This is a genomic window from Agathobaculum butyriciproducens (genome assembly GCA_003096535.1).
Taxonomy (GTDB): Bacteria; Bacillota; Clostridia; order Oscillospirales; family Butyricicoccaceae; genus Agathobaculum; species Agathobaculum butyriciproducens.
Map to the genome: position 1 here is coordinate 1 of QEKJ01000027.1, position 14162 is coordinate 14162.

Here is a 14162-nt window from a genome sequence, read left to right on the forward strand (position 1 = left end):
ACCTGAACGCCCGGTACGGAGTTGATCAGGTTGTTGATGTGCAGCTTGCCGATTCGGCCGCAGCCTACAACGCCAATTTTCAAAATGCCCATTGGTTTTCTCTCCTTATAGAAACGTGATTTTTTAATAGATGCGATGCACTTACTGCCGCAAGTGCATCGCATGGTATTACGGTTTACTGTGCAACTGCCTTGCCGTCCATCTGGCTCTTGAGGGTTGCCATGTAGTCCTCGGCGGTGGTGCTGTCGATGACCTTGGTGCCGCAGTCAACAAAGCTGTCTACCTTTTCGCCGTTCAGATGTGCCACAACGGTCTTAACCGCCTGATAGCCCTGATCGTAGCCGCTCTGTGCAACGGTCATGGTTTCGCCGCCATCGAGGATGGACTGTGCTGCGGTAATATTGCCGTCAAAGCCGATGAAGATGGTCTTAGCGTATGCCGGATTGTTCGCTGCTGCACGCGCTGCCGCGATCGCGCAGTCGTCATTGTGGCAGGCGATGATTGCCAGACCTTCCGGATGGCTCTGCATGATGCCCTCCATGCACACGGTTGCCTTGTCCGCTACCGCATCAGCATACTGTACCTCGTCTGCGAGGAACGTGCCGCCTGCGCCGTCAATGCCCTCCTGGAAACCGGTGCGGCGTGCATCTGCGGTGGAGTCGCCCTGAACACCTGCGATATACGCTGCTTCGATCTTGTCCCAGCCTGCTGCCTTGGCCGCTTCCACGGCCTTCTCGCCGCCGCTTGCCGCTGCATCCTTCTGGCCGATGCCGATAAACGAAATCTTCTCCGGTGCATTAAAGTCCGTGTCGATTGCGAAGATGGGCATATCCGTGCCGCTTACCAGCGTGGAAGCCATATCGCCCTGCAGCGGTGCGATAATCATCGCGTCATACTTGTTGGCGTGCAGATCGGTTTCGATCATGTTCTGCTGCTCGTCATAGGCGGTTTCCGAGGTCGCGCCCTTCATATCGAGCACTGCGCCGGTTTCAGCGGCGGCCTTTTCCGCGCCTGCCATCATGTACTGGGTGTATTCGTTCGAGGTGGTCTTGAACACGATGGAAATGTTGTAATTGCCGTCGCCGCCCTCGGCCTGAGAGCCGTTGCCGCCAGTGGAATCGGAGGACGAGCCGCAGCCTGCGAGCATGGATGCCATCAATGCGGAGGAAACAAACAGTGCGCCGATTTTCTTCAGATAGCTCATAATAAATTCTCCTTTACAGATCAAAAAAATGTGATAAATGCTGGGGAATATGCTGTGAGATACTGCTGATTTTACGATATTAGAACTGTGCGTATTTTTCAACGTGTGCACGGGTGACTTCTGCGGACTTCTTTACGTTCTCCTCCTGCGACATCTCATAGTATGCCGGACGGAAGATCTCGATGGTGCAGCAGTCGCCGTCAAAGCCGATCTTCTTGAGCGTATCAGCGTAGCGTGCATGCGGCAGGCAGTCGCCCTCGGCACCCGGCCACAGACGCTTCTCGTCGTTGTTGTAGTAAGCGCCGCAGGGCATATCCTCGGTGCCGTTCAGGTGCCATACGAAAATCTTCTTGCCGTCCGCCTTTTCGAGGGTATCCCAGCCGGAGCCCATTGCGTAGAAGTGGTACTGATCGAGCGTTACACCAACCAGCGGGCTGTTTACTTCCTCAACGATTGCGTAAGCGTCCTCGAAGCGGTTGATGGTCATGGACGGCTCGCCGCAGAACTCAAGGCTCAGGCGGATGCCGTGCGGCTCGCACTTCTTGACCATTTCCTTGAGAACAGCAACTGCATCCTCGCGGATTTCCTTGCGGGTCGGGGTCAGGCCGCGCTCCTTCATGTCCTTGCTCGGTACGACAACGATCATCTTGCAGCCGAGGATGTTGCAGCGGCGGATGATCTCGTCCAGCTCAGCCATCACGGCGTCCTTTTCCTCCTGCGTCTGCTTCATGTTGAAGAAGCACAGCGCATTGTAGGAGAGCATCTTCAGATGGTGGCTCTGGAACCAGGCGCCCATCTCCTCGAGGGTGATCTTGCCGGCTTCGAGGTCGCGGTTCAGGCATTCCGACTGAATGTCGATGCAGTCGAAGCCGTACTTCTCACACAGCTCGAGGTCCATCATAACACTGTGGTTGGCACAAAAACGGTCGTTTGCTTCGTTAAATCCGAGTTTCATAGTAATTTCTCCTTTTCTTTTCTCAATGAGGTTGTTGCTTAGACTTTATTCTACTCATGCGGCAATGCCGATGGGCGAAAACAGAATGTAGATGCCGATCGCCAGAATGATACCGATGATACATACGATATGGCGATACTTCCACGGGGTCAGATCGACTGCGCCGACATCGGCCGGAACATAGTCCTCTGTGCCGCGGTACTTGTTCAGATACCACATGATGGCAAATTCCACGACGAACAGCACAGCGATGGCGTACAGATAATGAATCGGCTCACCCGAGGTGGGGTAGCAGGGCTTGAGGATCATAAACGCGCCATAGGCGATAACGTGAACAGCGGTAATGACCTTGGGTGCGTACTTCGGTGCCTTGCGGAAGATGAGTGCGCCGAGTACGGTGAACAGAATCGGCAGGGAAACGAACTGGCTCATAGAGTTGAGGAAGGTCGTGATGCCCTGTGCGAACATAACGAACGGTGCCACGCAGATAGCGACTGCACCGGCGCAGGTGCCGTAGATCTTGCCGACCTTGACACACTGCATATCCGAAGCCTTCGGATTGATGGCGGTGCGGTACAGGTCGAGGGTAAACATGGTCGATGCGGAGTTGAGCACCGAGTTAAACGAGGACAGGATCGCGCCGAACAGAACAGCGGCGAAGAAGCCCATGACCGGCTTGGGAACAACGGCGGAAACCAGTGCCGGATAAGCGAAGTCGATCGCGGAGGAACCGGCCGCCGCCAGCTTGTCCTGAATGGACGGCAGGTGGTAGGCGATAACGCCCGGCAGTACCAGATAGAAGAAACCGATGGTCTTGAGGAAGCCGCAGTAAATTGCGCCCTTCTGACCTTCCTTCAGGCTCTTTGCGGCGAGTGCGCGCTGTACAAAGGACTGATTCGTGCACCACCAGTACAGGTTGTTGAAGAACATGCCCGTGAAGATGAGCGGCCACGGCAGAGCCGGTTCAGCAGCATCCCACGAAGCCCATGCGTTGAGCTTTTCGGGTTCGGCTTGTACGAGGTACTTGACACCTTCTACCAGACCGCCGCCGGTGGTCTCGTGACCCAGCAGCGCCAGCGCGAGGAACGGGATCATCAGACCGCCGATGATAAGGCCGATACCGTTGATTGTGTCGGATACGGCAACCGCCTTCAAACCGCCGAAGATGGCGTAGCAGCCGCCGATAATACCGATGACGACACACAGAATCGCAACTGCTGTGAACTTGCTGATGCCGAAGATACCGGAAATATCGAAGATATTCTCAAATACAACTGCACCGGAGTAAAGGATGACCGGCAGATTGAGGATGGAGTACATCACAACGATGACGAACGAGAACATCAGCTTGGTGCCGCGGCCGAAGCGTGCCTCCATCAGCTGCGGGATGGTGGTCGTGCCCATTTTAAGGTAGGTCGGCAGGAACCACAATGCCAGTGCAAACAGCGTGAACAGTGCACCAACCTCCCAGCCGATCGGACTCATATTGGAAGCCCAGCCCTGACCGTTTGTGCCGACAAGCTGTTCTGCGGACAGGTTGGTCAGCAACAGCGAGCCTGCAATGACAATACCCGGCAGTCCGCGCCCCGCGAGGAAGTAGCCCTCGGCGGTGTCGAGCTTGTCATCTCTGGTCTTCCACGCTGAAATGACTGCCACCATGACGGTGAAAAACAGGAAGCTCAGCGCGATCCAGATCATGGAACTGAAAAATGACATTTTGTTTCTCTCACTCTCTTTTGGGGAATTTTTCGGTTTCGTGAACGGCCTTGTTCACTTGACAATCATAGAATATCACAGCGGATTTCCGGTTGCAATAGCTCGGGCGCACTATCATTTATTCGTGCATTATCTCGTGATTATGCATATTAAAGTCGCAAGTATTTATGGTATTATACACAAAAAGAGCGCTATCATTGTATCACAGGCAATGTGCAGCACAACATTTTCGTGCAGATGTAACATCTGGCGCACGGCTGTGTTTTATGATATAGTATAAGTACAGAGAACGCAGGAGAGTGATTTTATGGTAACGATGCAGCAGATCGCAGACCGGTGCGGCGTGTCGCGCGGCACGGTGGACCGCGCCCTGCACCACAAGGAAGGTGTGCGTGAGGAGGTCGCGGAGCGCATCCGTGCGACGGCGCGTGAAATGGGTTATATCTCCAACCGCCTCGTCATGCAGCAGACGCAGCAGTGGAAGATCGGCGTGGTGCTCCACTCCGGCCATTCGCCCTTCGTGCAGATGCTGTGCGAGCTGTTCGAGAGCTTTTCCGAGCGTGAGCTTCTCCCAAACATCACGGTCATCGTGCGCGCGATGCAGGACATGGATGTGCAGCATCAGCTGACGCTGATCGATGAGCTGGTGACGACCGAGCACATCGACGGCCTCGCGCTTATGCCGCTCGCGAACACGCTCGTGCGCGACAAAATCAACACACTCAGCGAGCAGCAGGGCATCCCTGTCGTGACGCTCAACACGGATATCACCGACGCGAACCGCATCGCCTATGTCGGCGCGGACAACATCGCGAGCGGCCGTGCCGCCGCCGCGCTGCTCGGCATGGTCATGCAGGGGCACGGCAGCGTGCTGCCGATTCTGGGTCAGCGCAGCGGACATTATGCCGACTCGCAGCGTTTTACCGGCTTCAGCACCGAAATGGCGGAGAGTTTTCCGGATATCCGGGTTTTGCACCCGGAATGCTCGTTCCTCGATGAAAGCCTTTCCGAGCGCATCGCTATGCGCGCCATTCAGTCGGACAGCGAGCTGCGCGGCATCTATCTGACCTCTGCGGGACGGGAGGGCGTTTACCGCGCCGTGCACGCTGCACACCGCAGCGAAAAGCTGCACATCGTCGTTCACGACATCACCGAGGGCAACATCAAAATGGTCAAAAACGGTACGGTCGATTTTATCATCGGGCAGGACGTCAAAACACAGGGCACGCTCCCGATCCGCCTGCTCTACGACTACCTCGAGCGCCACCAGTTCCCCAGAGTGCGCATGAATATGACGGATATTACGATTAAATTCCGCGGAAATGTGTAAAAACTCATGCTTTTTTCAAATAGATTGCAAGACCATAAAAAGAGCGTATAGCAATTTCAAGCTATACGCTCCTGTTTTATTTTATCAATAATAAACGAACATTTTTAGTATACACTTGTTTCGGGAAAACTACGGTATTTTGCAGAATCTGCAGGATTTCTGAAACCGAAAATGCTTCAAAATTCGGAGTAAGAAACCTTGGCAGCTACCCTCTTGTACGCCTGCGCCGCGCAGGCGCAGAATCGTTAAGGAAACAGCGTAAAGTTATAACTAATAATAATATAACAATAAGTAATTTATAATATAGAAAGAAAAGATAACAAAGAGTATAAAAATGCAATTTGACAATCCAAACTCATAGGCATATAATTAGAAAGCTAACCGTTTGAATTAGAACAAAGGAGAACGCAATGGAATTTTCCACCCATTACCTGCTCATGGCTGACCATGCCATGCTGCAGAAACTTGTCATGTCGCGCATCAAACCGCTCGGTCTGACCACTGGACAGCCAAAAGTGCTGGATTTCCTGCAGGATCACGACGGCGCCATGCAAAAGGATATCGCCAAGGGCTGCCATATCGAGCCGTCCTCGCTTTCTACCATCCTCGGGGGAATGGAACGCGCCGGACTGCTCGAACGCAGTACACGCGACGAAAACCGCCGTACGGTGTATGTCCGTCTGACCGACCTCGGCCGGGAGCAGTGCCGTCGCTTGAATGCTATCTTTGCAGCCGCAGAAGAGGAGGCGCTGCGCGGCTTCTCACCGCAGGAGATGCAGCAGGTACAGACCCTGCTCGAGCGTATTTATCACAATCTAAACCACTAAAAGGGGATAAAATAGGCATGAAAGGCTCTAAACTCGGTATTCGGCTGCTGTATTACTTCGGCGGCTTCTTCGTCATGACTATCGGCATTGCACTGTCGGTCAAGTCCAATCTCGGTGTGTCGCCGGTCAGCTCCATCCCATACACCATGACCTGTGTCTGGGGCATTGAGATGGGTGTTGCGACCGTCATTTTCCACGTTATTCTGGTCATCCTGCAAATGCTGCTGATGCGCCGCCGCTTTGAATGCAAAAACCTGCTGCAGATTCCGGTCGGCATGGTGTTCGGCGCATTCACGACCACCTGCAACACGCTCGCGGCGATGTTTCCATCGACGGACAACCTGATTATCCGTTTGCTGATGTGCTGGATTGCCACTGTTTTCGTTGCAATCGGCATCTTTTTCTACGTTCCGGCGGACATTATGCCGCTGGCCGGTGAAGGCGCTATGCTGGCCATCTCCACGCTGACCGGCAAGCCGTTCCCGACCGTCAAGATCGCGTTTGATGTGTCCATGGTCATTATTTCGCTCATCACCTGCCTGATCTTCCTGCACGGACTGGGCAGCGTTGGTATTGGTACGGTTATCGCGGCGCTGCTTGTCGGTATCGAGCTGCGCATGATTACGCATCGGTTTGGTCGCTGGCGCGATAAGCTGCTCGGCAAACAATCCGAAATCTGAGGCAACACCGCAAAATTAAACTGCGGCTCCTTGCGCAGGCTCCGGTCGCGCTGCCGCATCTTTTTGCAATACACAAAGTATTGCTGCAAAGCCGCGCCTAATCAGCACGCAAAATTCCTCGCAAATCGCTCTTGTTCAATTATGCGGTGTTACCTAAAAATCCCTCTCTTTCTCGCAAAAGAGAGGGATTTGTTTATGTTCTGCGCATTTTCAGCAGCCGGATATCATCGCCGAAGAACCGCAGCGGCAGGAACTCGCCGAGCAGGCGGGAGGCCACGGCAGGCGAGTATTTCTCGCTGAGCGTTTCCGGCAGCAAGTTGGTGTTGATGATCATGGGGCGCTTAGCCATCAGGCGGTTGTTGATCAGGTTGTACAGCGCGGAAACCGTGAAGGCGGTGCCCATTTCGGTGCCCATATCGTCGATAATGAGCAGATCGGCGCGCTCGTAGCGTGCAGCGCGTTCTGCGGCGGCTTCGCCGTCACCGGAGCCGAATTTGATGGTCTCATACGCGGCCACAATGTTGATGGCGGTGTCGTAGGCCACGGAAAATCCGCGTGCAGAGACCGCCTCGGCAATGCAGGTAGAGAGAAAGGTCTTGCCCAGACCGGTCGAGCCAAACAGCAGCAGATTGGGGGAATCCTTGCCGAATTTTGCGGCATAAGCCTTGCATTCGCCCAGATTATATTCCATATTTTCGCGCGGCGAAATACCGCTGCGGCCATCCGGGCGGGTGGAGTAAAAGCTCATGTCAAATTTGGCAAAGTTCTGGTCGGCAATCGGCAGCACCGAGGAAAGCTGCTCCTTGAGCAGCTTGGCATAGCGCGCCTTGACGCACTCGCAGGTCGCACTGCCGGCATAGCCGGTGTCGCCGCATTTTGGGCACAGCGGCTTGTCTGTCAGATAATCGGCGGGAAGTCCCAGCTGCTGGAGCAGGTTGCCGCGTTCCTCCTGCAGACCGAGATTGCGGTCGCGCAGCTTCTCGATTGCAGCAGTCGGGTCTCCGCCGGACTCCATTGCGGCCCGCAGAACGGACGCTGCTGTGGTGCTCAGTTCGCGGTCGATTGCGCGGATACGCGGCTCGCGTGTGTAAATATCACGCCGGCGCGCTTCCAGCTCCTCGGTGTGAGCCGTGCGCTCGCGTTCCAGCTCGCGCCGTGCGGCGGCGAGCAGTTTTTTATCGTATGCCATAGGTTATTCCTCCGTGTTGCGGCGATGACTGCGCACGCGTGCAGCCCAGTCCTGCTCCCAAGCGGCGAGTGTGGCGCTGTCGGTCGGCTGTGCGGGTGTCTGACCGACGGCGGCAGGCACGGCAGACACGGCAGACGTGCGGGTTTCCGGCTCGAGAGCGGTGATTTCGCTGACCGTATGTACGCCCGCATTGTCCCATCGGCGCAGAATGCCGAGCGTGTAATCCAGACTTTTGTGTCCCTGCTTTTGACCGGTGCGGTGCACCGCTAGCTCCACCGCATCGGCAGGGAAGCCGTGCGCCAGTGCAAAGCGGCAGACGCGCTGCTCCTTGGGCGCGGGCTGCTCGGTATCTGCACCGAGTGCGCGGTAGATCGCCTCGCTGAGCGGTTTTTCATCCGCGCGGCGTGTCAGGTACTGCTGGGCCGCCTGCGCGGTGACAATGCCCATATCGGCCCACTGATTGGCTTCGCGGCGCAGATCGGTCGTGCGGACCGTGCCCTTTTCGCTTTTCAGATAGCTGAGCAGCTCAATCGTTGCGCCTGCGTCCAGACCGAGATAGTCGTAAATGGTCAGCAGACAGCGCAGCTGACCCTCGGTCAGCGCACGGCCTGTAATGCCCTCTGCTGCGTCGCAAAGGCCGGAGAAGGTCTGGTCGTCCAGACGGGCGCGGCGCAGCTCATCGCCGGTGTAGCGCGGTGCTTCGGCGGATTTGTCGGTTGCTGCTTTGGTTTTTTCCGTCGGCGCGATCAGGTTGTTGAGCGTGAATGCCGCACGTTCATAGCGGTCGGCGCTCAGACGCAGGGCGCGCGCTGCAGCGGAGCCGTCCGTGCCGCCGTGCCGCAGGATATAAAGATACAGCAGCGCCGCATCGCCGTCGCCGACCGCGATCAGCTTGTCGAGCATGTCGCAGCGTGCTACGCGCAGTTCGCCCTCGGGCAGCAGCACAGAGGTCATGGGCTTGTCCTTCTTTCCGGTGGATTTTGGTGTACCCCTCATTATAGCATAAATCCCTCTTCATTTGAAGAGGGAAGAATTGTGCGGCTATAGGTAAAATCGGGGGAAACCTCAGTTTTCGGCGCAGCCAGTACAACGGCCCGCGGTCATTCTCTCACCATACCTTAGCAGAGTATCTGTGACGGAGGTGAGTGCGATGTTGTAACGTATGGAGAATTGTTCCAGTTACTTGCCTTTCTTGTCGCTTTCGCGTCCTTGTTGATTCAAGTAAGCAAAAAGAAATGACCGCCCTACCTCACAAGTATGCGGTCAATTTCTTTTGACTAAAACGTGAGAGAGTAACCGTCAACCGGCTGCGCTCTTTTTCTATCTTCATTATAGTAGTTTTAAGGGGAAAGTCAATATGGGTTTATTTGCGTGATTTGCGGTGATTATCATCATATAAACCGAGATATTGCCGTCGAATTGTCCGCTTACGCAGGCAAATCACGGTTCGGCGAAGCTGACTGCAGCCTTCGCAAATATCTTTGCTCCAAGAGAGTGAAACATCCCATTTGGTATAGCAGGTGCCCTCCAGACGGTTGAGACAATCCAGACAAAATTCAGCCATAAGCTCACCTCACACACATTATACTCAATATATTGGGCATAGTCAATATATTAGGTCGTGTTATGTTGTGCGTGAGGTGATCGTACATGATCAGTTACGCTCCGTTTTACCGGACGCTTTTAGAAAAAGGCGTTACAGAATACCATTTAATTTACAAACAGGGCTTTTCCGCCAATATTCTGCACCGCATGAAGCACGGTAAAACAATCACACTGAAAACGCTGGATACACTGTGCTTTATCTTAAACTGCAGTGTTTCGGACATTATCGAGTATATCCCGGATGAATAAAAAGGCTTCGGAGCACTGCTCCGAAGCCTTTTTTCTCTATTTCAGCCGAGATTCAATTACAGAATCTTCTCTTCCGGCTTAACGTCCTTCATGGACAGGTTTACACGGCCCTTGTCGTCGATCTCCATGACCTTAACCCAAACCATGTCGCCTTCCTTGACAGCGTCCTCAACCTTCTCGATGCGGTGGTCAGCCATCTTGGAGATGTGAACCATGCCGTCCTTGCCCGGCAGCAGGTTTACGAATGCGCCGAAGTTCATCAGGCGGACAACCTTGCCGTAGTAGATTTCGCCCGGCTCCGGCTCCTTGACGATCGCTTCGATCATCTTCTTCGCCTTGTCAGCGTCGGTTGCCTTAACAGCAGCGATGGTAACAGTACCGTCGTCCTCGATGTCAACCTTTGCACCGGACTCAGCAACGATGTTCTGGATTACAGAACCGCCCTTGCCGATAACCTCGCGGATCTTGTCCGGATTGATGTGCATGGTGGTCATCTTCGGTGCCCAGTCGGAAACGTCCTCACGCGGCTGCGGGATAGCCTTGAGCATGATCTCGTCCAGAATGCCATAGCGGGCTACGCGGCACTTCTCGAACGCCTGCTTGATGATGTTCGGGGTCAGACCGTCAACCTTGATATCGACCTGAATAGCGGTGATGCCCTTCTTGGTACCTGCTACCTTAAAGTCCATATCGCCGTAGAAGTCCTCAACGCCCTGAATATCGGTGAAGGTGGTCTCCTGACCGCCGTCGGTGATCAGACCGCAGGAAATACCGGCAACCGGTGCCTTGATCGGAACACCGGCGTCCATCAGAGCCAGCGTGGAACCGCAGACAGAGCCCTGAGAGGTGGAGCCGTTGGAGGAAATAACCTCGGAAACCAGACGCAGAGCGTACGGGAACTCGCTTACCGGCGGGATAACCGGCAGCAGAGCGCGCTCAGCCAGTGCACCGTGACCAATCTCACGACGGCCGGGACCGCGGGACGGACGGGTTTCGCCAACAGAGAAGGACGGGAAGTTGTAGTGGTGGATATAACGCTTCTCCTTCTCCTCGAAGATGGTGTCCAGCTCCTGCGCATCGCCCAGAGTACCCAGGGTGCAGAGCGTCAGAACCTGAGTCTGACCGCGGGTGAACATGCCGGAACCGTGTACGCGCGGCAGAACGTGAACCTCGGCAGCCAGCGGACGAACCTCTTCCATGCCGCGGCCGTCTACGCGCTTGCCGTTTGCCAGCCAGCGGCGAACGATCTTCTTCTGCAGCTTGTCTACGCACTCGCCAAGGTTAGCGCCATGCTCTTCCTTGTACTCCTCGTCCAGAGTTGCTTCAAACTCGTCAACGATAGCGCGCACGCCGGCGTCACGAACGGTCTTGTCATCGGTATCCATAGCAACCTCGAACTTGTCGTTGCAGGCTGCCTCGAGCTTGTCGAACAGGTCGTGGTCGATGTCATGATGCTCGTACTCGAACTTCGGCTTGCCGATCTCGTCCTTGATGGACTGGATGAACGCGCAGACCTTCTTCAGCTCCTCATGAGCCTCCATGAGGGCGTTAAACATATCGTCCTCCGGAACTTCCTTTGCACCGGCCTCGATCATAACGATCTTGTCCTTGGTAGCGCACAGGGTAACGTCCATCTCGGAAGCAGCGCGCTGCTCGGAGGTCGGGTTGATAACGGTCTTGCCGTCAACGATGCCAACCTGGCAGCCGGCTACAACGTAGTCGAACGGAATATCAGAGATAGAAACCGCGATGGAAGCGCCCAGCAGAGCAACTACCTCCGGAGAGTTGTCGTAGTCGTTCTCCAGAACGGTGCAGACGATGGAAACGTCGTTGCGCAGGTCCTTCGGGAACAGCGGACGCATCGGACGGTCGATCTGACGAGAGGACAGGATCGCCTTCTCGGACGGACGGCCCTCACGGCGCATGAACGAGCCGGGAATGCGGCCTACTGCGTACATACGCTCCTCAAAGTCAACGGAGAGCGGGAAAAAGTCGATGCCGTCACGCGGCTTAGCGGATGCGGTAGCGGTAACGAGAACAGCGGTCTCGCCGTAGCGAACCAGGCAGGAGCCGTTAGCGAGCTGTGCCATCTTGCCGGTCTCGACGGTCAGCTTGCGGCCGGCGATCTCGGTCTCAAAAACACGGTAGTTTTTGAAGTCAAAGTGGTTGATGTTTGCCATTTTGTTTCCTCCTTTAATCGTTTGGGGAGGGCGGCAGCAGCTTTTTTAGCACTTGAAACAAAAACCAAGCGGAATGGAAAATGGAGAATTACTGTATCGCGCAAGGAGAGCGCTATTTTCCATTTTCAATTCCAAATCATGCTCTGCATGATTTGGTCTCTCTTTCAACTGCTAAAAAGCGATAATGCCGCCCAGCTTAAAATACAGAAACAGGGGAGCAGACTGCTCCCCTATTTTCGCATTTTCTTACTTACGGATACCCAGCTTAGCGATCAGGGCACGGTAACGGTTGATGTCCTTCTTCTGCAGGTAAGCCAGCATAGAACGGCGCTGACCAACCATCTTCAGCAGACCGCGGCGAGAGTGGTTATCCTTCTTGTGTACCTTCAGGTGCTCGGTCAGCTCCTTGATGCGGGCGGTCAGGATTGCAACCTGAACCTCCGGGGAACCGGTGTCGGTAGCGTGGGTACGGTTTGCCTCGATAACGGCAGTCTTGTCTTCCTTACGGATCATGTCGGTATTTCACCTTTCGTTAAATAGATTTTTACTCACCCACAGGCCGGGCCGCGGCTTGGTGAATGGAGGCGATAGGAACGCTCCCTTTGTCCGTCAGCTAAGCGCGGGGCGAAAGTATATATATATTACCATGAAAACGACCGTTTGTAAAGCGATTTTCGCGGATTTCAGCATAAAATCTCAAAAAACAGACGCGCGTTTGACGAAAAAACAGGCGTGTTTTTGTATAAGTTGTCAGTTTCTGCGGAATACTGCTGTGGGAATTGTCGGATTGTACAATTATGAACGAATTGTAAATGCGATTTTGGCACATTTGAATCTTGTCCGGAAAGAGGCGGAGTGCTATAATTACTACCATCATCGGTGGAGAGCTTGAGAGTTCTTCTCGCTCGCTGCCGTTTTTATTTATTGCTAAGAAACGCGACGGGGCGGTGCAGCAGCGCGGCCTGATGTCGCGTTTTTATTCGTTTTGGGGTACTTTTTCCGAACGGGAAAACGGGGTCGCATACCTGTTTTCTGAGGCAAGGTTTTTCTGCACTGGCTGACTGGGGCAAGCGAACTGCGCGGGGCGTGTTCGTCCCTTACGGGCGGGGAGTTTTCGCTGAACCTCAGCGGGGGAGTGCGCCGTCTGCGGACGGCGGGGACGTTGCGGCGCCCGCCGCGGTGGGCAAGAGGGTAGACACCTACGGTTTCTACCCTCTTAACTCCCGTTTCCCTTTGTTTCTTAGTCTGGCGAAAATCGGAGAGCGGCGACCGCTTCGAAATAGGGGAACGGCAGAGGATTTTTTCTACTGTAGGGGAGCACAGCGTGCTCCCATTTCTCTACCTTTACGCAGTGTCGGATACATTGCTGCTAAACATGCCGGTAACTCTCCGTAGGGGCGCACATTGTGCGTCTTTTTTCTGTTCTGCACAAACAAAACTACGTGCCTATGGCGATGTTCCACAAACAGGGAACAACAAACTTTGTGAAAAACCGTCTTTGCGGAAAAATTCTGTTTTCAGTATAATAAATATGTAAAAACGACTGTGTATATTGTTTTTTGCGTATTTCATCAACAAAACAGGAGGAATGGACATGAAGCGGATTAAGGCGGCGTGCATTTGTCAGACCCTGCATTTCCAGCTGAAGGAGGATTTGGAGCACAGTATTGCGGTGCGCCTGGTGCGCGAGGAAGTCGAGTACTACAAGCAGGCACTGGAGTGCAACCGCACGCGACATAAGATCGTAGACGAGGCGGAGCAGGAGGATGGTTCGGTAGTCATTCGTATCATCAAGCAGTACAACCGGAGTCCGGTAGGCAATTATCTGGATTGAAAAGAGCCTGTCTGCAGCGCAGACAGGCTCTTTCTCTTTATTTTGTGCCGAAAAAAGCCGCAGAGCATTGCTCTGCGGCTTTTCTTATACAATCAGAAGCAGCGTGCTGCGCTTTCCGCGGGCATGGCGGATGTTGCAAGCGGGGCTCCAAAACCCGCCGCAAACCGGGAGGTCGCAGGCAGCACGGCGCTTCAAAAAGCAATCAGATGATTACTTGGACTCCTTAGCAGCCTTGATTGCGTCGATCATCATCGGAACAACCTTGAACAGGTCGCCGCAGATGCCGTAGTCAGCTACGTCGAAGATCGGAGCGGAATCAGACTTGTTAACTGCTACGATGCACTCGGAATCCTGCATACCAGCCTTATGCTGGATAGCACCGGAAATGCCCAG

The 14162-nt window shown here is 54.5% G+C and carries 12 protein-coding genes and 1 pseudogene; 5 read left to right on the forward strand and 8 right to left on the reverse strand.

Going from position 1 to position 14162, the window contains the following annotated elements; genetic code table 11:
• Positions 1 to 175 precede the first annotated feature (175 nt).
• The 3 genes from C7386_RS12465 to C7386_RS12475 form a co-directional block, all read right to left on the reverse strand.
• Positions 176 to 1204: a sugar ABC transporter substrate-binding protein gene (locus tag C7386_RS12465; protein ID WP_242988274.1), complete on the reverse strand. Its 1029-nt coding sequence runs from the start codon at positions 1202 to 1204 to the stop codon at positions 176 to 178.
• A gap of 79 nt (positions 1205 to 1283) precedes the next feature.
• A complete protein-coding gene (locus C7386_RS12470) occupies positions 1284 to 2159 on the reverse strand; it encodes a sugar phosphate isomerase/epimerase family protein (RefSeq protein WP_110435845.1) in 876 nt (291 codons plus the stop codon).
• Positions 2160 to 2213: 54 nt separating this feature from the next.
• Positions 2214 to 3875, reverse strand: coding sequence for a solute:sodium symporter family transporter (locus C7386_RS12475; RefSeq protein ID WP_252197077.1), 1662 nt, complete (start codon positions 3873 to 3875; stop codon positions 2214 to 2216).
• Positions 3876 to 4182: 307 nt separating this feature from the next.
• Here C7386_RS12475 and C7386_RS12485 point away from each other — a divergent pair, with 307 nt between their 5' ends.
• The 3 genes from C7386_RS12485 to C7386_RS12495 all read left to right on the forward strand — a co-directional run bounded on the left by C7386_RS12485 (position 4183) and on the right by C7386_RS12495 (position 6712).
• Positions 4183 to 5205 carry a LacI family DNA-binding transcriptional regulator gene (locus tag C7386_RS12485; RefSeq protein ID WP_116705660.1) on the forward strand — a complete coding sequence of 341 codons (1023 nt, stop codon included), beginning with the start codon at positions 4183 to 4185 and terminating at the stop codon, positions 5203 to 5205.
• 410 nt (positions 5206 to 5615) lie between these two features.
• Positions 5616 to 6032 (forward strand): MarR family winged helix-turn-helix transcriptional regulator, encoded by a 417-nt coding sequence (locus tag C7386_RS12490; protein ID WP_116705661.1) that lies wholly within the window; start codon positions 5616 to 5618, stop codon positions 6030 to 6032.
• 17 nt (positions 6033 to 6049) lie between these two features.
• Positions 6050 to 6712 carry a YczE/YyaS/YitT family protein gene (locus C7386_RS12495; RefSeq protein WP_110435850.1) on the forward strand — a complete coding sequence of 221 codons (663 nt, stop codon included), beginning with the start codon at positions 6050 to 6052 and terminating at the stop codon, positions 6710 to 6712.
• A gap of 193 nt (positions 6713 to 6905) precedes the next feature.
• On the opposite strand, the gene C7386_RS12500 is transcribed toward C7386_RS12495, so the two are convergent.
• Both C7386_RS12500 and C7386_RS12505 read right to left on the reverse strand, forming a co-directional pair.
• Positions 6906 to 7901, reverse strand: a complete 996-nt coding sequence (locus tag C7386_RS12500; protein WP_116705662.1) for an ATP-binding protein — start codon at positions 7899 to 7901, stop codon at positions 6906 to 6908.
• Between the two features lie 3 nt (positions 7902 to 7904).
• Positions 7905 to 8897 carry a DnaD domain protein gene (locus C7386_RS12505; RefSeq protein WP_116705663.1) on the reverse strand — a complete coding sequence of 331 codons (993 nt, stop codon included), beginning with the start codon at positions 8895 to 8897 and terminating at the stop codon, positions 7905 to 7907.
• A 654-nt stretch (positions 8898 to 9551) separates the two neighbouring features.
• Between C7386_RS12505 and C7386_RS12510 the strand changes: the two genes are divergently transcribed.
• A complete protein-coding gene (locus C7386_RS12510; protein WP_110435853.1) occupies positions 9552 to 9755 on the forward strand; it encodes a helix-turn-helix domain-containing protein in 204 nt (67 codons plus the stop codon).
• Positions 9756 to 9811: 56 nt separating this feature from the next.
• Here the strand turns inward: C7386_RS12510 and C7386_RS12515 are convergent, their stop codons facing one another.
• Both C7386_RS12515 and rpsO read right to left on the reverse strand, forming a co-directional pair.
• Positions 9812 to 11935 (reverse strand): polyribonucleotide nucleotidyltransferase, encoded by a 2124-nt coding sequence (locus tag C7386_RS12515; RefSeq protein WP_110435854.1) that lies wholly within the window; start codon positions 11933 to 11935, stop codon positions 9812 to 9814.
• A 246-nt stretch (positions 11936 to 12181) separates the two neighbouring features.
• On the reverse strand, positions 12182 to 12448 hold the full coding sequence (rpsO, locus tag C7386_RS12520; protein ID WP_110435855.1) for a 30S ribosomal protein S15: 267 nt from the start codon (positions 12446 to 12448) through the stop codon (positions 12182 to 12184).
• A gap of 1081 nt (positions 12449 to 13529) precedes the next feature.
• Here rpsO and C7386_RS12525 point away from each other — a divergent pair.
• The gene (locus tag C7386_RS12525; protein ID WP_110435856.1) at positions 13530 to 13769 is read left to right on the forward strand and encodes a hypothetical protein; all 240 of its coding nucleotides are present in this window, start codon (positions 13530 to 13532) and stop codon (positions 13767 to 13769) included.
• A gap of 210 nt (positions 13770 to 13979) precedes the next feature.
• Here the strand turns inward: C7386_RS12525 and C7386_RS12530 are convergent.
• A pseudogene (locus C7386_RS12530) lies at positions 13980 to 14162 on the reverse strand (acryloyl-CoA reductase electron transfer subunit beta); the annotation flags it as partial.